This is a genomic window from Stenotrophomonas sp. PA-6-5C (genome assembly GCF_021605635.1).
GTDB lineage: Bacteria > Pseudomonadota > Gammaproteobacteria > Xanthomonadales > Xanthomonadaceae > Stenotrophomonas > Stenotrophomonas lactitubi.
In genome coordinates, this window is record NZ_WKEE01000015.1 from 73,418 (window position 1) to 90,540 (window position 17,123).

General features: G+C 66.0%; 16 protein-coding genes. 6 read left to right on the forward strand and 10 right to left on the reverse strand.

What is annotated here, in order from left to right; genetic code table 11:
- From GIW57_RS08930 to GIW57_RS08945, 4 genes are all read right to left on the reverse strand, one after another.
- Window positions 1-471, reverse strand: a complete 471-nt coding sequence (locus GIW57_RS08930; RefSeq protein WP_025877365.1) for a F0F1 ATP synthase subunit B — start codon at window positions 469-471, stop codon at window positions 1-3.
- 114 nt (window positions 472-585) lie between these two features.
- On the reverse strand, window positions 586-888 hold the full coding sequence (gene atpE / locus GIW57_RS08935) for a F0F1 ATP synthase subunit C (protein WP_025877367.1): 303 nt from the start codon (window positions 886-888) through the stop codon (window positions 586-588).
- A gap of 64 nt (window positions 889-952) precedes the next feature.
- A complete protein-coding gene (gene atpB, locus GIW57_RS08940; protein WP_100462349.1) occupies window positions 953-1,741 on the reverse strand; it encodes a F0F1 ATP synthase subunit A in 789 nt (262 codons plus the stop codon).
- A 31-nt stretch (window positions 1,742-1,772) separates the two neighbouring features.
- Window positions 1,773-2,105: a hypothetical protein gene (locus GIW57_RS08945; protein ID WP_032952006.1), complete on the reverse strand. Its 333-nt coding sequence runs from the start codon at window positions 2,103-2,105 to the stop codon at window positions 1,773-1,775.
- Window positions 2,106-2,602: 497 nt separating this feature from the next.
- Between GIW57_RS08945 and GIW57_RS08950 the strand changes: the two genes are divergently transcribed.
- Window positions 2,603-3,421 (forward strand): hypothetical protein, encoded by an 819-nt coding sequence (locus GIW57_RS08950; protein WP_100462343.1) that lies wholly within the window; start codon window positions 2,603-2,605, stop codon window positions 3,419-3,421.
- A 450-nt stretch (window positions 3,422-3,871) separates the two neighbouring features.
- On the opposite strand, the gene lpdA is transcribed toward GIW57_RS08950, so the two are convergent.
- The 3 genes from lpdA to GIW57_RS08965 all read right to left on the reverse strand — a co-directional run bounded on the left by lpdA (window position 3,872) and on the right by GIW57_RS08965 (window position 8,195).
- Window positions 3,872-5,680, reverse strand: a complete 1,809-nt coding sequence (gene lpdA / locus GIW57_RS08955) for a dihydrolipoyl dehydrogenase (RefSeq protein ID WP_100462339.1) — start codon at window positions 5,678-5,680, stop codon at window positions 3,872-3,874.
- Window positions 5,681-5,787: 107 nt separating this feature from the next.
- A complete protein-coding gene (gene aceF, locus GIW57_RS08960) occupies window positions 5,788-7,512 on the reverse strand; it encodes a dihydrolipoyllysine-residue acetyltransferase (protein WP_236510104.1) in 1,725 nt (574 codons plus the stop codon).
- Window positions 7,513-7,625: 113 nt separating this feature from the next.
- Window positions 7,626-8,195, reverse strand: a complete 570-nt coding sequence (locus GIW57_RS08965; protein ID WP_236510106.1) for a DNA-deoxyinosine glycosylase — start codon at window positions 8,193-8,195, stop codon at window positions 7,626-7,628.
- Between the two features lie 186 nt (window positions 8,196-8,381).
- On the opposite strand from GIW57_RS08965, the gene GIW57_RS08970 reads away from it, so the two are divergent.
- The 3 genes from GIW57_RS08970 to glpK all read left to right on the forward strand — a co-directional run bounded on the left by GIW57_RS08970 (window position 8,382) and on the right by glpK (window position 12,300).
- Window positions 8,382-9,017: an OmpW family outer membrane protein gene (locus GIW57_RS08970; RefSeq protein ID WP_049464294.1), complete on the forward strand. Its 636-nt coding sequence runs from the start codon at window positions 8,382-8,384 to the stop codon at window positions 9,015-9,017.
- A 235-nt stretch (window positions 9,018-9,252) separates the two neighbouring features.
- Window positions 9,253-10,737 (forward strand): glycerol-3-phosphate dehydrogenase, encoded by a 1,485-nt coding sequence (glpD, locus tag GIW57_RS08975; RefSeq protein ID WP_236510109.1) that lies wholly within the window; start codon window positions 9,253-9,255, stop codon window positions 10,735-10,737.
- Window positions 10,738-10,800: 63 nt separating this feature from the next.
- Complete coding sequence (gene glpK / locus GIW57_RS08980) at window positions 10,801-12,300, forward strand: glycerol kinase GlpK (RefSeq protein ID WP_236510112.1); 1,500 nt, start codon at window positions 10,801-10,803, stop codon at window positions 12,298-12,300.
- Window positions 12,301-12,442: 142 nt separating this feature from the next.
- Here glpK and GIW57_RS08985 read toward each other — a convergent pair whose 3' ends face one another.
- A complete protein-coding gene (locus GIW57_RS08985) occupies window positions 12,443-13,237 on the reverse strand; it encodes a MetQ/NlpA family ABC transporter substrate-binding protein (protein WP_100462323.1) in 795 nt (264 codons plus the stop codon).
- 27 nt (window positions 13,238-13,264) lie between these two features.
- A complete protein-coding gene (locus tag GIW57_RS08990; protein ID WP_025877388.1) occupies window positions 13,265-14,236 on the reverse strand; it encodes a YafY family protein in 972 nt (323 codons plus the stop codon).
- Between the two features lie 80 nt (window positions 14,237-14,316).
- On the opposite strand from GIW57_RS08990, the gene GIW57_RS08995 reads away from it, so the two are divergent.
- The gene (locus GIW57_RS08995; RefSeq protein ID WP_032976576.1) at window positions 14,317-14,919 is read left to right on the forward strand and encodes a hypothetical protein; all 603 of its coding nucleotides are present in this window, start codon (window positions 14,317-14,319) and stop codon (window positions 14,917-14,919) included.
- Between the two features lie 107 nt (window positions 14,920-15,026).
- Window positions 15,027-15,803: a DUF481 domain-containing protein gene (locus GIW57_RS09000; RefSeq protein ID WP_100462319.1), complete on the forward strand. Its 777-nt coding sequence runs from the start codon at window positions 15,027-15,029 to the stop codon at window positions 15,801-15,803.
- A 71-nt stretch (window positions 15,804-15,874) separates the two neighbouring features.
- On the opposite strand, the gene hemC is transcribed toward GIW57_RS09000, so the two are convergent.
- Window positions 15,875-16,786 carry a hydroxymethylbilane synthase gene (gene hemC / locus GIW57_RS09005; protein ID WP_100462318.1) on the reverse strand — a complete coding sequence of 304 codons (912 nt, stop codon included), beginning with the start codon at window positions 16,784-16,786 and terminating at the stop codon, window positions 15,875-15,877.
- Window positions 16,787-17,123 lie beyond the last annotated feature (337 nt).

The window sequence follows — 17,123 nt, forward strand, 5'->3', positions numbered from 1 at the left end:
TTAAATCTCCGAGGCCAGCTCGTCGAGCAGCGCCTTGTGGGCGTTGGCGTCGATTTCGCGCTTGAGCAGCTTTTCGGCACCGGTCACGGCCAGCGCGGACACCTGCTTGCGCAGATCTTCACGGGCACGGTTGGCGGCGGCGTCGATTTCGGCCTGGGCCAGGTCCTTCTGACGGGTGGCTTCGGCAACAGCTTCGTTGCGGGCCGCGTCGACGATCTGGTTGGCACGCGCGTGGGCCTGGTCGATGATCTCGTTGGCCTTGGTGCGGGCTTCCTTCAGCGCTTCATTGACCTTGTCCTGCGCCTGGGCCAGATCTTTCTGGCTGCGGTCGGCAGCAGCGAGGCCTTCAGCGATCTTCTGCTGGCGCTCTTCGATCGCGTTCATCAGCGGCGGCCAGATCTTGGTCGCGATGAGCCAGATCAGGGCGGCAAAGGCCAGGGCCTGGGCGATGAGGGTAAAACCGATATCCATGGGGTTCGCTCAGTCGGTTGTGACGGGATGGATGCGCCGCCACACGGGCGGCGCATCCGAACCTTCATCCGCGACCAGGCGCCTGCGGCGCCCGGTCGTTTCGCTTTCGCTGGATCAGCCAGCGATTGCCGGCAGGCGCGAGACGAACTCGCCGACCAGCGGGTTGGCGAAGGCGAACAGCAGGCCCACGGCGACCGAGATGATGAAGGCGGCGTCGATCAGGCCGGCGGTGATGAACATGCGGACCTGCAGGACCGGGATCAGTTCCGGCTGGCGCGCGGCCGACTCCAGGAACTTACCGGCCATGATGGCCAGACCCAGACCGGCGCCCAGCGCGGCCAGGCCGATCATGATGCCGACGGCGAGGACGGTGGAGCTCTGAACTTGGGCGAGATTGGTCAGGACGGCGAAGTACATGGTTTTCTCCAGGAACTTGATTGCTAAGGGTTTAGAAACAAACGGATGAAGGGTGAAGCGAAACTCAGTGAGCGTCTTCCGACAGGCTCAGGTACACGATGGACAGCATCATGAAGATGAAGGCCTGCAGCGGAATCACCAGAAGGTGGAACAGCATCCAGCCGAAGCCGGCGAACGCGCCTGCAAACATGCCGGCGATACCTGCACCGCCCAGCACCCAGATCAGCAGGAACACGATTTCACCGCCGAACATGTTGCCGAACAGTCGCATCGCCAGCGAAATCGGCTTGCTCAGCCACTCGACGATGTTCAGGATCAGGTTGAACGGCATCATCCACTTGCCGAACGGTGCGGTCAGGAATTCCTTGGTGAAACCACCAATACCCTTGGCGCGCAACGCGAAGAACAGCATCAGGAAGAACACGCTGATCGACATGCCGAGGGTGGCATTGACGTCGGCGGTGGGGACCGGCTTCCAGTACGGCACGCCCATCAGTTCAAGCGGCTTGGCGATGAAGTCGGCCGGGATCATCTTGATGAGGTTCATCAGGAGGATCCAGAAGAAGATCGTGATCGCGATCGGGGTCACCAGCTTGCTGGTGCCGTGGTAGGTGTCCTTGGCCTGGCGGTCAACGAACTCCAGGCAGATCTCGACGAACGCCTGCCACTTGCCCGGCACGCCGGAGGTGGCCTTGCGGGTGCCGAGCCAGAAGGCGACGACCATCACCAGGCCCATCAGCAGCGAGGTCACCAGCGTGTCCACGTGGATTGCCCACGGAGAGCCATGACCTGCCGTCAGATTGTGCAGGTGATGCTGGATGTAGGAGGTGGGTGTAAGCGCCTCGCCTGCCATGTGTCCGGAACCTTAAGTTAAATGAATTCGATTAGCGCCTGGCCATGGCCAGGACCTGGAACATCAGCCCGACGGCGATACCGGCCAACAGCGCCAATGCAGGCAGCTTGAAGACCAGGAACCCCACCATCAGGACACCAAAAACGAGCGCCCACTTGGCCACGATCGCAACGATCAGGCGTGCCATGGCCGAACCGGCCCCCAGCGCACCACCACCCAATGCCATCCGTGCCGCCACCCAACCACCGGCCGAAACCGCCACGCCCGATGCCAGAGCACCAAGGGCATACTTCGGCCCCACCAGCAGGAAGGCCAGAGCCAGGACAGCCACTGCGGCCAGCGGGTAGACCGCGGCGCGCAGCATCAGTCGCCGACCCGTTTCTACGGAGTTCAGCACAGGACGTCCCGCGTGGTTACAAGTGGATGGCTGAGGCGACTACAGCAGGGGGGCCTCATCGAGCCGCCAAATTATAGCAATGGGACAATTTGCGAGACAACCGGTGCCTGTTCATATCGGAACAGCGCAAGTTGCGGTAAGGGCTGCGCTTCTGCAGCCCACCACGGGGACAATGACATCTGCGCGATGTTGCGCCGCAACGTATTCAACTTTGGTCGCAGGCGATGGAACTTTCCGCCGATGGCGACGGTCCGATTCTGCGACCTGCCTGCAGCTACCTCGTCGACGCTTCGCCTGCAGGTCCCCATGATGGCCCCGAAGCGCCGCTCCGGGGCCATCTTTTTCGCACGACACCGACAGCGCTGAACCGTCCACACCGCGTGGACCATACGTTCACGGATGGTGGACAGCGACGTCCGGCAAAGTGGCCTTCATTCCGATGAACCACTGCAAGGACTCTTTCGATGCGCTCCGTCCCCACCCTGCTCGCCCTCTCGCTTCTCGCCGCCGGCGCGTCGTTCGCCTCCGCCGCCCATGCCGCCGAAGGCGATGACCGCTTCGCCCTGCGCCTGGGTGCGATGAACATCGACTCGGACAATACCCTGCGCGGCAATACCAACGTCGCCGGCCAGGACGTCGGCTTCTCCGAGGACTTCAAGCTGGGTGGCAAGGAATGGGAGCCGCGCATCGACGGCATGTTCCGCATCAGCAACCGCCAGCGCCTGCTGTTCAACTACTTCAAGTACGACAAGGACCGCCGCGAGACCCTCGGCCAGGATATTTCCTTCGGCAACGTCAACGTGCCGGCCGACAGCTTCGTCAAGGCCGAGCTGAAGTACCAGGTGGCCAGCCTGGTGTATGACTACTCGGTGGTGGACACCGAGAAGTTCGACCTCGGCCTTCAGCTGGGTGCCGAGTACGCGAAGGTCAGCACCAAGGGCTACGCCGACCTGGGCACGGTGTACGAAGGCCAGTTCCTGGACGAGAAGACCGACGGTGTTGCGCCGGTGGTCGGTGCACGCCTGAGCTTCACCCCGTCCGAAAAGTGGATGATCACCCTGCAGGGCCAGTACCTCAACACGCGCTGGGGCAGCTTCGACGACTACAAGGGTGACCTCAGCCGCGCCAACGCGATCGTCGATTACCGCTTCACCGACAACTTCGGCGTGTTCGCCGGCTACGACTGGTTCAAGCTGGATGCAGACAAGAAAGGCAGCGACGGCACCATCGGCCTGAAGCAGGAATTCAAGGGCCCGGTGGCCGGTATCAGCGTCACCTTCTAAGCCCTACGCCTCTTCCACAACGCTCTCTCCTGGCGCGGCCTCCGGAACATCGGGGGCCACGTTTTTTGTGGGCTCCTGACTGAAGAGCAGAAGCGGGTTGGTCGAGCGCGGAGGGAGAGGGGGCTGCGTGCGAATGTCCCCCGGCGCCGGCCTGCGGCCGACACCTCCTCCTTTACTTCGCACCCAGCCCCCTCTCCCTCCGCGTGTCAGGCATCCAGGCAGCCGCTGCGGTGGCTGCTCTGCCGTCCGCAAGCCGAGCCGCTGCGCGGGCGGCAGGCGTTTCGACAAAGTAAAGGAGGAGGCGACCGCCGCAGGCGGACGACGGGGGACATTTGTCGAAATGCCTGCCGCCCGCGCAGCGGCCCCACCGCTCGCAACGAAAATGATCAAAGCCCAACAAAAAAACCCCGGCAGATGCCGGGGCTTCTCGTTCGGGAAGGCGCGGGCGCCTTATTTCTTCTTCGGCATGTACAGATCGGTGATCGTGCCGTCGTAGATTTCCGAGGCCATCGCCACCGATTCGCTCAGTGTCGGGTGCGCGTGGATGGTGTGGCCGATGTCCTCGGCTTCGGCACCCATTTCGATGGCCAGGCCGATCTCGGCCAGCAGATCACCAGCATGCACACCGACGATCGCACCACCGATGATGCGATGGCTGTCTTCGTCGAAGATCAGCTTGGTGAAGCCCTCGGTGCGACCGATGCCGATCGCGCGGCCGCTGGCGGCCCACGGGAACTTGGCCACGCCGACCTTCAGGCCCTTGGCCTTGGCTTCGGTCTCGGTCACGCCGACCCAGGCGATTTCCGGGTTGGTGTAGGCCACCGACGGAATCACACGGGCCACCCACTCCTTCTTGTGGCCGGCAGCCACTTCGGCCGCCAGCTTGCCCTCGTGCGTAGCCTTGTGGGCCAGCATCGGGTTGCCGACGATATCGCCGATGGCAAAGATGTGCGGCACGTTGGTGCGCATCTGCCGGTCGACCGGAATGAAACCGCGGTCGGTGACCTGCACGCCGGCCTTGTCCGCGTCGATCTTCTTGCCGTTCGGCGAGCGGCCCACGGCCACCAGCACGCGGTCGAAGGTGCCCTGCGCCAATGCCGGCGTCTGCCCTTCCTCGGCGGCTTCGAAGGTCACGGTGATGCCCTTGGCATCGGCGGTCACGCCGGACGCCTTGGTCTTCAGGTGGACCTCGATGCCCTGCTTCTTCAGGCGGTCGGCCAGCGGCTTGACCAGGTCCTTGTCGGCGCCCGGCATCAGCTGGTCCATGAACTCGACCACGGTGACCTTGCTGCCCAGCGCGCCATACACGGTGGCCATTTCCAGGCCGATGATGCCGCCACCCACGACCAGCAGCGAACCCGGCACTTCGGCCAGTTCCAGTGCGTCGGTGGAGTCCATCACGCGCTTGTCGTCCCACGGGAAGTTCGGCAGCTTCACCGCCTGCGAACCGGCGGCGATGATGCACTTCTGGAAGCGCAGCAGCTGGGTGCTGCCGTCTTCAGCCGTGATCAGCAGTTCGTTGGCCGACACGAACGTGCCAACGCCCTGCACGTTGCGGACCTTGCGCTGCTTGGCCATGCCGGCCAGGCCCTTGGTCAGCTGGTTGACGACCTTTTCCTTGTACTGGCGCAGCTTGTCCAGGGTGATGGTCGGCTTGCCGAACTCGACGCCGAAATCACCGGCGTGGGCGACTTCGTCGATCACCGCAGCGGCATGCAGCAACGCCTTGGACGGAATGCAGCCCACGTTGAGGCAGACGCCACCGAGGCTGGCATAGCGCTCGACCAGCACCGTATCCAGGCCGACGTCGGCGGCGCGGAAGGCGGCGGTGTAGCCGCCCGGGCCCGAGCCCAGCACGACCATTTCGCATTCGATGTCGGCGGCCTTGCCACTGGCCAGCGCCGGCTTCGGTGCTGCCGGCTCGGCCGGGGCGCGGTGCGACGGGGTCACCGGCGGCTTGCTGGCCGGAGCGGCTGCAGCCGGGGCCTGGGCAGCAGCCTTGGCCGGCGCTTCAGCGGCGCCCTCGGACTCCAGCAGCACGACGACCGCGCCTTCGGACAGGGTGTCGCCCAGCTTGACCTTGATTTCCTTGACCACGCCGGCAGCCGAGGACGGCACTTCCAGGGTGGCCTTGTCCGACTCCAGGGTCACCAGACCCTGGTCCTTCTTCACCGTATCGCCAACGGCGACCAGCACTTCGATCACCGGTACATCGCTGTAATCGCCGATGTCGGGAACCTTGATTTCAATCGTGGCCATGGTGGGTTTTCCTCGTGCCCGACCGGCGTGGCCGGTGGGCTGTCACTGCGTTTCGACAGGCGGCCGCGCCAGGGGCAGCGGCCGCACGGTGGGGGCGAAGCGGTGCCTTACAGCAGCACGCGGCGCATGTCGGCCAGCACCTGCGAGAGGTACGTGGTGAAGCGTGCGGCCAGGGCGCCATCGATGACGCGGTGGTCGTAGCTCAGCGACAGCGGCAGCATCAGCTTCGGTGCGAACTCCTTGCCGTTCCAGACCGGCTGGATGGACGACTTGGAGACGCCGAGGATGGCCACTTCCGGTGCATTGACGATCGGGGTGAACGCGGTGCCGCCGATGCCGCCCAGCGAGCTGATCGAGAAGCAACCGCCGCTCATGTCGGCCGGGCCGAGCTTGCCGTCGCGTGCCTTCCTGGCCAGCTCGCCGGTTTCCTGCGCGATCTGCACCACGCCCTTCTTGTCGACATCGCGGATGACCGGAACGACCAGGCCGTTCGGAGTATCGGCCGCGAAACCGATGTTGAAGTACTTCTTCAGGGTCAGGTTCTCGCCGCTGGCATCCAGCGAAGCGTTGAACTCCGGGAACTGCTTCAGCGCCGCAGCGCTGGCCTTGATCAGGAAGGCGAGCATGGTCAGCTTGATGCCGGCCTTCTCGTTCTCCTTGTTCAGCGCCACGCGCAGGCCTTCCAGGTCGGTGATGTCGGCCTGCTCGAACTGGGTGACGTGCGGGATCATCGCCCAGTTGCGGGCCAGGTTCGCACCGGAGATCTTCTTGATGCGCGACAGCGGCTGCACTTCAACGTCGCCGAACTTGCTGAAATCGACCTTCGGCCACGGCAGCAGGTTGAGGCCACCGCCGGCGGCCACGGTGCCACCGGCAGCCGCCGGAACGCCGCCGCTGAGCGCGGCCTTGACGAATTTCTGTACGTCGGCCTTGGTGATGCGGCCGCCCTTCTCGCTGCCGCTGACCTGCAGCAGGTCGACACCCAGCTCACGGGCGAACACGCGTACCACCGGCGATGCGTAGGGCACCTTGGCCGGCAGCACGCCATCGGCGTTGAACTGCACCGGCGGGCTGCTCGGCGCGCCGGCCGAGGGGGCGCTGGCGATCTCGCGGGCGGCCAGCTTGTCCGGCTGTGCCGGCACGGCGACCGGCTCGACCTTGGTGGCCGTCTCGGCGGCGGCCGGGGCGGCGGCAGCGGCGGCCTTGCTCGGGGCCGGGGCGGCAGCGCCTTCGGCTTCGATGATGGCGACCACGTTGCCCTGCGACAGATTGTCGCCGACCTTGACCTTGATCTCCTTGACCACGCCGGCGACCGACGACGGCACTTCCATGGTGGCCTTGTCGCTTTCCAGCGTGACCAGGCCCTGGTCCTTCTTCACCGTATCGCCCACGGCGACCAGCACTTCGATGACCGGAATGCCGCTGTAGTCGCCGATATCCGGCACCAGCGCTTCAACCGCGCCGCCGCTGGCAGCGGGGGCGGGGGCGGCCGGAGCCGGAGCGGCAGCGGGAGCCGCCTGGGTGGCAGCGGCCGGAGCAGCGGCCTTGGCCGGTGCGGGCGCAGCGGCAGCCGGCTGGGCAGCCTCGCTGTCGGCCACTTCGATCAGCGCCACGACCTTGCCTTCAGACAGGCTGTCGCCCAGCTTGACCTTGATTTCCTTGACCACGCCGGCCACCGAGGACGGCACCTCCATGGTCGCTTTATCGCTTTCCAGCGTGACCAGGCCCTGGTCCTTCTTCACCGTATCGCCGACGGCAACAAGCACCTCGATTACCGGGATATCGCTGTAGTCACCGATATCGGGGACACGTGCTTCCTTGATTTCGGCCATGGGGAGAACTCCGGCAATCTGGTGTAGGGAAACGTCTATTGTGCGGCCAGCGCGGGCCTGCGCCAACCGTTACAGGTGTTTTCAGTACGCACGCAGCCGGGACACGCTGTTGCTCATGGCCTGCCGGCGCTTCCAGTCGGTAGCGTATTGTCCTGTCGATGTCCGCTTGATGTCGCCAGCGCAACGGCCACCGGCTGCCAGGCCTGGCGCAGGCGCGGCAACGACCATGCTGCATTGGCCGGGCTGGTGGACGGCAGCGCCAGCACAGTTGGCGAGGCGGCCAGCTGCGGCAGCACCCAGCGCTGGAAGGCCTGCATCGCCGCGCCGCCATTGCAGCCGATCAGCTGCAGGTCAGGCAACGCGGCGATCAGTGCGGGAAGAGCATTGGCCACTTCCGTGCCACGCACGATGTCCGCATCCAGGCTGCCGCGCCGTTCACAGCGACCGATCACATCCCACAGGCCAACGCCATTGGAGACCAGCGCCTGCAGTCGCTGTGCATACGGCAACGACGGATCGAAGCCGCACAGGTCGCCGAGCAACGGCCAGAAGCGATTGCGTGGGTGGGCGTAGTAATGCTTTGCCTGCAACGAAGCGATACCGGGCATTGAACCCAGCAGCAACACCCGGCAATCCGTGTTCACCTGCGCAGGCAGGCCGATGCACAACGTTGCGGCGCTCACATCTTCTCCAACTGCATGAATATTCCGGAATGGCAGAAACCGCATGAAAACAAGCGTTTCGCGCTGTTCGCTGAACAATGCGAACTAATTTTTAACGCGCGTCGGATTCGATTCATGTTGGGGCGACTACGGTGTGCTCGCCCCGCAACCGGGGGCCCAAAACAAGAAACATTAGGAGATTCCCCCATGCGCTCCATCCGTATCCTGAGCCTCGCCCTGCTGACCTCCGCCGCGTTCGCACCGGCTGCCTTCGCGCAGGACAGCAGCACCACCGACACCGCCTCGGGCAAGCATTTTGCCGTGGTTGGCGGCGTCTCGCTGCTGCAGCCGAAGAATGACCCGATCGACGGCATCAAGAAGGTCGATGGCGGCCCGGCACCGACCGTCAGCTTCAGCTACTACATCAACGACAACTGGGCCGTTGAACTGTGGGGCGCTGCAGACAAGTTCGACCACAAGGTGAAGGGCCCGGGCAATGCCCGCCTCGGCAGCGTCGAGCAGCAGCCGGTCGCACTGAGCGGCCAGTACCACTTCGGCCAGGCCGACAACGTGTTCCGTCCGTTCGTGGGCGTGGGCTACTTCCAGTCGGCTTTCAGCAATGAAACCCTGGCAGACGGCAGCGACTCCGACATCCGCCTGAAGGATGCCAAGGGCGTGATCGGCACCGTCGGCGTGGACATGAACATCAACTCGACCTGGTTCGCCCGTGCCGACGCCCGCTACATGCGCTCGCGTCCGGACGTGAAGGTCGGCGGCGAGAAGATCGGCGAAGCGAAGATGGATCCGTGGACCGTCGGCTTCGGCATCGGCGCCCGCTTCTAGGCGCTTCTGCGTCATTGTTGTACCGCGACGGGCCCTTCGGGGCCCGTCGTCGTTTCCGTCACCCGGGTTCCGCCGGTAGAGCCGAGCCCATGCTCGGCTGCTTTTTTGTAGAGTCATGCCAAGCCCCCTATCCCGAGTCGAGCGGCGGGCTCCGCGCGCATTGCGATGCGTTACGTTCAATGGCGCCCACGGTCAATGGAGGCGCGGCTCTACATAAACAAGATGCGGAGGCACGATGGACGAGGTCGACCTGCTGGTGATCGGCGGTGGCATCAACGGTGCCGGCATCGCCCGTGATGCCAGTGGCCGTGGCCTGAAGGTACTGCTGTGCGAACAGCACGACCTGGCAGCGCACACCTCCAGCGCCAGCAGCAAGCTGATCCATGGCGGCCTGCGCTACCTGGAGCAGAGCGAGTTCGGCCTGGTGCGCAAGGCGCTGGGCGAGCGCGAGGTGGTGCGCCGGCAGGCGCCGTTCCTGGTGCGGCCGCTGCGCTTCGTGCTTCCGTGGCAACCGCATCTGCGGCCACGCTGGATGCTGCGCCTCGGCCTTTGGCTGTACGACCATCTGGGCCGGCGCAGCCCCGCCTTCCCTGCGTCGCGCGGCGTGGATCTGCACGACGATCCGCTCGGCGCGCTGCTGTCGCCGCAGCTGCGGCACGCCTTCAGCTATGCCGATGCGCAGGTGGATGATGCGCGGCTGGTCATCCTCAACGCGCTCGACGCTGCGCAACGGGGTGCACGCATCCTGACCGGCACGCGCTGCGTGGATCTGCGACGCGAGCAGGGGCACTGGCGCGTCGTGCTGGAAGACACATCCGGCCATCAGCAGACCGTGCAGGCACGGGCGGTGGCCAACGCCGCAGGACCCTGGGCCGGCGGCCTGCTGGAGCGCATGCACGCCCGCAGCAGCGGACCTGCGCTGCGCCTGGTGCAGGGCAGCCACATCGTGCTGCGCCGCCCTTGGCCGAACGACAGGGCCTGCCTGCTGCAGCAGCCCGACGGCCGCGTGGTGTTCCTGCTGCCCTTCCACGACCATCTGCTGATCGGCACCACCGACACCGACTATCGCGGCGACCCCGCACGCTGCGGTGTGCTGCCTTTGGAGGTGGACTACCTGTGCAGCGCGGCCAACGGCTACCTGCGCGACCCGATCACACCTGCCGAGGTGGTCTGGCAGTTTGCTGGTGTGCGCCCGTTGCTGGCCGACCCGGACCCGCGCGCGGCGAAACTGAGCCGCGACTATCGCCTGCAACTGGACGCCGACGGTGCGCCTGCGCTGCACGTGCTGGGCGGCAAGCTGACCACGTACCGGGTGCTGGCCGAGGAAGCACTGGATCTGCTGCGCTCCAGTCTGCCGCACGCAGGCCCAGCCTGGACGGCGGCAGGCGAGCCGCTGCCCGGCAGCGACTGGGGCGATGCCGGGCAGGCACGCGAGCAACTACGGCAACAGGCCCCCTGGCTGCCGGAAACCACACTGCGGCGCTGGGCAAGCGCCTATGGCAGCCGCAGCGTCGATCTGCTGCACGGCGCGAATGCCCTGCTCGATCTGGGCGAAGACTTTGGCGCGGGCCTGCACGCACGCGAGGTGGCGTTCCTGTGTGACCACGAATGGGCCCGAAGCGCCGAGGATGTACTGTGGCGACGGAGCAAGCTGGGGCTGCAGATGGATGCGGCGCAGGCGGCACGGCTGCAGGCGTGGATGGATTCACATTGCCGGTAGTGCCAGGCGCAGCCCTGCGCCGCCGATGCATTACGATTCCAACATCGCCACTGGAGACGCTGCATGACGCCCCGCTACGTGCTGGCCATCGACCAGGGAACCACCAGTTCGCGCGCGATCCTGTTCGATCGTGGCGGCGACATCGTCGGCAGCGCGCAGCGCGAGTTCACCCAGGTGTTTCCACAGCCGGGCTGGGTTGAGCATGACCCGCGCGAGATCCTGACCAGCGTCTACGCCACGATCACTGAACTGCTCAGCCGCGAACAGATCGATCCCCGCCACATCGCGGCGCTGGGCATCACCAACCAGCGCGAAACCACCGTGGTCTGGGACCGCGCCAGCGGCCAGCCGATCCACAACGCCATCGTCTGGCAGTCGCGGCAGAGCCAGGCCATCTGCGAGCGGTTGAAGTCCGGCGGCCACGAAGCGCTGATCCGCGAGCGCACCGGCCTGCTGATCGACGCCTATTTCTCGGCCACCAAGATCCGCTGGATCCTCGATCACGTCGAAGGCGCGCAGCAACGGGCCGAACGTGGCGAGCTGCTGTTCGGCACCATCGACAGCTGGCTGGTGTGGAATCTCAGCGGCGGCCAGGCGCACGTGACCGACTACAGCAACGCCGCGCGCACGCTGCTGTTCAACATCCATACCCTGGAATGGGACGATGACCTGCTGGCACTGCTGGACATCCCGCGCGCGATGCTGCCGCAGGTGCGCGATTCCAGTTCGGTATACGCGCACACGCGCCCGCAGTTCTTCTTCGACCATCCGATCCCGATTGCCGGCATCGCCGGCGACCAGCAGGCCGCGCTGTTCGGCCAGGCCTGCTTCCAGCCGGGCATGGTCAAGAACACCTATGGCACCGGCTGCTTCATGCTGATGCACACCGGCACGCAGGCCGTACGCTCGCGCAATGGCTTGCTGACCACCATTGCCTGGGGCCTGGATGGAAAGGTGGAGTACGCGCTGGAAGGATCGATCTTCGTCGCCGGCTCGGTGGTGCAGTGGCTGCGCGATGGCCTGCGCATGATCGATCGCGCCGCCGACAGCCAGGCCTTGGCCGCACAGGTGCCGGACAGCGCGGGGGTGTATCTGGTGCCGGCCTTCGTCGGCCTGGGTGCACCGTACTGGCGCAGCGACGTACGCGGTGCGATGTTCGGCCTGACCCGTGGCACCCGCAAGGCGCACTTCGTGCGGGCAGCACTGGAGGCGATGGCCTACCAGACCCGCGACGTACTGGACGCGATGCAGTCCGATGCGGGCATCTCGCTCAGTGAACTGCGTGCCGATGGGGGAGCGATCGGCAACGACTTCCTCGCCGGTTTCCAGGCCGACATCCTCGGCGTGCCGCTGCTGCGCCCGCGGCTGACCGAGACCACCGCGCTGGGTGCGGCCTACCTGGCGGGGCTGGCGGTCGGCTTCTGGGAAAGCCGCGAGCAGATCGCGTCACAGTGGGGGCTGGATCGCCGCTTCGAACCGCAGATGGCGGTGGCCCGGCGCGAGAAACTCTACGCCGGATGGCAGCAGGCCGTGGCCGCCACCCTCGCCTTCCACGTCGATTGACATTAGTAGAGCCGAGCCATGCTCGGCTGCCGTTGGTGGAATGCCGAAAACAGCAGAGCCGAGCGTGGGCTCGGCTCTACAGGAAGGGCAGTGTCGACCCAGGTCGACGCCCACCACAGGCATCGTCAGCGGATCGCCGCGGTCAGAACGCCGGCAGCACCGCGCCCTTGTACTTGGTCTCGATGAAGGTCTTCACCTGCGGGCTGGTCAGCGCCTTGGCCAGCTTCTGCACGCGGGCGTCGTCCTTGTTGTCCGGGCGGGCAACCAGGAAATTCACGTACGGCGAGTCCTTGCTCTCGATCGCCAGCGCGTCCTTGGTCGGGTTGAGACCGGCATCCAGCGCATAGTTGGTGTTGATCAGGGCCAGATCGACCTGGTCCAGCACGCGCGGCAGCATGGCCGAATCCAGCTCGCGGAACTTCAGCTTCTTCGGGTTGGACACGATGTCGCGCTGCGTGGCCAGCGCGTTGGTCGGGTCCTTCAGCTCGATCACGCCGGCCTTGTGCAGCAGGATCAGCGCACGGCTGTTGTTGCTCGGGTCGTTGGGGATCACCACATCGGCCCCTTCACGCAGCTCGGCCAGCGACTTGATCTTGCGCGAGTACGCACCGAAGGGCTCGATGTGCACGCCCACCACCTTGGTCAGGTCGGTCTTGCGATCGCGGTTGTAGGCGTCCAGGTACGGCTCGGTCTGGAAGTAGTTGGCATCCACCTGCTTCTGCACCAGCTGGTCGTTGGGCTGCACGTAGTCGTTGAACACGCGCACGTCCAGCTCCACGCCTTCCTGCTTGAGGATCGGCTTGACCACTTCCAGGATCTCGGCATGCGGCACGGCGGTGGCGGCCACCACCAGCTTCTGCGAAGGCTCGCCGGACTTGCCGCAGGCGGTCAGTGCCAGCGCAGCGGCGAACAGGGGCAGCAACAGGGTCTTCTTCATGGGCGCAATCGATCTCGGGGGGAGGTGTCAGGATTTTTCGTAGTTGGTCAGGGCCAGTTCCAGCAACGCCTTGGCCTGCTCGCGCAGCATCATCGGTTCGACGATCTCGGCATCGGACCCGTAATGCAACACGTCCATCAACAGTTCGCGCGACACGCTGTAGGGCACTTTCAGTTCGTAACGGCCATCAGCGAGGAAGCGTCCCTGCTGCTTGGAGTGCCAGTGCTCATCGGCCACCCAGCGCGCGGCCTTGGCACTGAACAGGATGGTTGCCCAGCCCTTCGGCGCACCGGAGAAGATGCCGTAGCTGGCGCCCAGCTGCTCGTCCAGCTCGCTGTCGGCGACATCGCGGGCGGTGCTGTCGATCACCCGCGCCTTGTAGATGCGGTCCACCGCGAAGCTGCGCAGGGCCTCGCGATCATGGTCCCAGCCGTCCAGATACCAGTTGTCGCGGTAATGGGTCAGCCGCTGCGGCGATACGGTGCGCTTGGTCGCTTCGTCGGTCGAGCGGGCACGGTACTCAAAGCCCAGCTGCTTGCGTTCCAGCACCGCCGAGGCGACCGAACGGAAGCTGGCTTCATCGAACTTGCGGCCACGGTGCGGGATTACCCGGACCCGGTCCACCGGCCAGCTGGAAACACCTGCCTGGGCGGCCAGCAGGCTCTCGATGCGCTGCTGCAGCGGTGCCAGCACCGAAGACAGCACGCCGCCGCCGGTACGCGCCAGCAGGTGCTGCGAGGCCAGCAGGGCGTGCAGCTCCTCCGAGCTCAGCCACAGCCCGGGCAGCTCGAAGCGGTCGCTCTCGTCGGCCAGGTAGCGGAAGCCTGCCTCGCCATCGCCCTCGATCGGCGCCATCAGCGCATCGCGCAGGAACGCCAGGTCGCGGTAGACGGTGGCCCGGGAGCAACCGAGCTTGTCCTGCAGGGTCGCCACCGTCACCGGATAGCGTGCGGACTTGAGCAGACGATGCAGGGCGGTGATGCGTTCGTATCGGTCCATGCCCCCGATTATGTCCGAGTCTCGGGCGTTGTGGCGGACGATTGGGCTATCGTGGGCGCCCCTGCCCTGCGGAGCGCCCGATGCGCCGGTTGTCTGTCCTGCCCCTGCTGGCCTGCCTGCTGCTGGCCGCCTGCGACCGCGCACCGGCGCCCACCGATGCTGCAACGCCCGTCCCCGCTGCCGATCCGGCACAGGCGGTGCTGTCTGCCAGCCAGAGATTTGCCGCCCTGCGCAGCTTCCACGCCGAGCTGGAGGTGCTGGGCGCGCAGCAGCCGGTGCGCACCGCGATGGACTTCGTTGCCCCGGATCGGTTCCGGGTGCAGACCCCTGCCGGGCCGCAGGTGATCATCGGCGACACCATGTTCCTGCAGGCCGACGATGCGATCCGCCAGGTGCCGACCCCGCCGGGGTTGCTGGAGCAATGGCGCAGCCCGCTGCCCGCCGATATCCCCGCGCAGGCCCTGCAGGCCGAAGATCTGGGCGAGCAGACGCTGGATGGCGTCAGCACGCGCCACTACCGCCTGCGTGGCGCCACCGCCGGTGAGCGCCTGGAGTACTGGGTGGATGCGCAGGGCCTGCCCCGGCAGATCGTGCGCAGTGGCCACAACAACGGCAAACCCTTCCAGCTGCGGCTGCGCTACTCGCGCTTCAACGATCCGGCCCTGCAGGTCGATCTGCCCTGAATAGGGCTCGCCGACAACGCCTGCTGAAGCAGGCGGGACGGGCGATTCGGACGGTCATCACGCTTCCAGTATCATCACCGGCTGCCAATCGCTTCGGAGAAGCCTCGATGTCCCTGCGCGTGTCCCTGCTGGTCCCCTTGCTGCTCTGCGCCCCGCTGGCGTATGCGCAGGATGCCTCCGAACTGGCGGCGATGTCCTCGCCGTGGAGTGGCAGCGGTGGCGAACTCGGCTTCGCGTCGGCACGTGGCAACAGCAGCACCGAGAGCTTCAACGGCCGCCTGCGCCTGCGCTACACCGATGGCGACTGGGTGCACAGCATGGACCTGTTCGGCCTGCGCTCCAGCTCCAAGGTGATCGAGACCAGCGACGACGGCACCACCACCCGCCGCAACAACACCACCGCCAACCGCTACACCGGCAGTGCTGGCAGCGCGCTGCAGCTGGGCGAACATCGCCAGCTGACCGCCACGGTGCGTACCGAGCGTGATGATTTCGCCACCTACGATCGGCAGAGCTCGTTCGGTCTGGGTTACGGCACCCGGCTGTGGAACACCGAGCGTTTCTCGTTCGACGCGCAGATCGGCCCCGGTGTGCGCCGCACCCACAGCACCGAGGACGACCGCACCCGCACCGGCCTGATCGGTCGCGGCCTGTTCGACCTGAAGTACTCGCTGACCGACAACACCGACCTGATCAACACCCTGCTGGTCGAATCCGGTTCGTACAACACCTTCGGCCAGAACGATTTCGGTGTCTCGGTGAGCATGAACGAGCATCTGGCGCTGAAGGCCGGCTGGCAGGCGCGTTACAACAGCGACGTCGCCGAGGACAAGCGCAAGACCGATACGCTGACCACGATGAACGTGGTCTACAAGTTCAAGTAAGCGAAACGGGCGCCAGGCGCCCGTTTCCTTTTCCGGTAGGTGCCCACCTTGGTGGGCACGATCCAGCGAACTCAGACGTTCAACAGCTCGCCGGCGCCCGCCTCCAGCAGCATCTTCGCCACGCGCTGGCCCAGCACTTCCGGGTCGCTGGCCGGCCCCACGGCGTCGGCACGCACCGCGCGGCCGTCACTGGCACTGCCGACCAGACCCTGCAGGTGCAGATCCTGCCCCTGCCACTGCGCGATCGCCGCCACCGGCACATGACAGCTGCCGTGCAGCGCGCGGTTCATGGCCCGCTCCGCTTCCACACAGGCGCGCGTGGCGGCGTCATCCAGGCCTGCAAACAGCGTCATCAGCGCCGCGTTGCCGCCATCGCACTCCACCGCCACCGCGCCCTGCGCCGGCGCCGGCAACCACTGCGGCGGCTGCAGGCGGGCGACAATGCGCCCCCCCAGGCCCAACCGCTCAAGACCAGCCACCGCCAACACGATGGCGTCGTAGCCACCGTTGTCGAGCTTGGCCAGGCGGGTGTTGACGTTGCCGCGCAGGTCCAGCAGTTCCAGGTCCGGGCGCAGCGCGCGCAGCTGGGCCTGCCGGCGCAGTGACGAGGTACCGACGCGGGCACCGATCGGCAGCGCATCCAGCGACGCATACAGGTTGGAGACAAAGCCGTCTGCCGGATCATGCCGGGTCAGCATCGCCGGCAGTGCGAACGGCGCATCCAGCTCCATCGGCACGTCCTTCAGCGAATGCACCGCACAGTCGGCCTCGCCGCGCAGCATGGCCAGTTCCAGTTCCTTGAGGAACAGGCCCTTGCCACCGATGGCTGCCAGCGAGCGATCCAGCACTTCATCGCCGCGGGTGCTCATCGGCACCAGTTCCACGTGCAGATCGGGATGTGCCTGGCGCAGGCGGTCGGCGACGTGTTCGCTCTGCCAAAGGGCGAGCGGGCTCTTGCGGGTGGCGATGCGGACGGTTTCCATCGGGGCATTATCGCGCCTATCGGCTGGGTACGGCCAACGGCGGAGCCCCTCGTGGCTGAGAGCAACAGCCGGGCTTGGCCGGTCGGGGTGGGCTGCGCAGGGGTCGCTGCAAGTACGTCCATGTAAGCTCGGTCGCCGCATCCATGCGGCTCACGCCCCTGCGCAGCCCACCCCGACCGGCCTCTGACAGTTTCCGTGTGCGTCAGCCACGGAAGATCAAAAGAAAAGCAGAGCAAAGGCGGGTCGCTTCGCTCGGAGCCGAGCGTAGCTCGGCACTACATTTTTCTCCCCACCCGATAACAACAATGCCTTTGCCATCCGTCACCGGGAAATTCGC

Excerpts from the sequence above, each read along its gene's own strand:
- GIW57_RS08995 (WP_032976576.1), top strand. The coding sequence starts at position 14,317 with ATGCGCCGGTTGTCTGTCCTGCCCCTGCTGGCCTGCCTGCTGCTGGCC.
- GIW57_RS08945 (WP_032952006.1), bottom strand. The coding sequence starts at position 2,105 with ATGCTGCGCGCCGCGGTCTACCCGCTGGCCGCAGTGGCTGTCCTGGCT.
- glpK (WP_236510112.1), top strand. The coding sequence starts at position 10,801 with ATGACGCCCCGCTACGTGCTGGCCATCGACCAGGGAACCACCAGTTCG.
- atpB (WP_100462349.1), bottom strand. The coding sequence starts at position 1,741 with ATGGCAGGCGAGGCGCTTACACCCACCTCCTACATCCAGCATCACCTG.
- aceF (WP_236510104.1), bottom strand. The coding sequence starts at position 7,512 with ATGGCCGAAATCAAGGAAGCACGTGTCCCCGATATCGGTGACTACAGC.
- GIW57_RS08990 (WP_025877388.1), bottom strand. The coding sequence starts at position 14,236 with ATGGACCGATACGAACGCATCACCGCCCTGCATCGTCTGCTCAAGTCC.
- atpE (WP_025877367.1), bottom strand. The coding sequence starts at position 888 with ATGTACTTCGCCGTCCTGACCAATCTCGCCCAAGTTCAGAGCTCCACC.
- GIW57_RS09000 (WP_100462319.1), top strand. The coding sequence starts at position 15,027 with ATGTCCCTGCGCGTGTCCCTGCTGGTCCCCTTGCTGCTCTGCGCCCCG.
- GIW57_RS08985 (WP_100462323.1), bottom strand. The coding sequence starts at position 13,237 with ATGAAGAAGACCCTGTTGCTGCCCCTGTTCGCCGCTGCGCTGGCACTG.
- lpdA (WP_100462339.1), bottom strand. The coding sequence starts at position 5,680 with ATGGCCACGATTGAAATCAAGGTTCCCGACATCGGCGATTACAGCGAT.
- hemC (WP_100462318.1), bottom strand. The coding sequence starts at position 16,786 with ATGGAAACCGTCCGCATCGCCACCCGCAAGAGCCCGCTCGCCCTTTGG.
- GIW57_RS08950 (WP_100462343.1), top strand. The coding sequence starts at position 2,603 with ATGCGCTCCGTCCCCACCCTGCTCGCCCTCTCGCTTCTCGCCGCCGGC.
- GIW57_RS08930 (WP_025877365.1), bottom strand. The coding sequence starts at position 471 with ATGGATATCGGTTTTACCCTCATCGCCCAGGCCCTGGCCTTTGCCGCC.
- glpD (WP_236510109.1), top strand. The coding sequence starts at position 9,253 with ATGGACGAGGTCGACCTGCTGGTGATCGGCGGTGGCATCAACGGTGCC.
- GIW57_RS08970 (WP_049464294.1), top strand. The coding sequence starts at position 8,382 with ATGCGCTCCATCCGTATCCTGAGCCTCGCCCTGCTGACCTCCGCCGCG.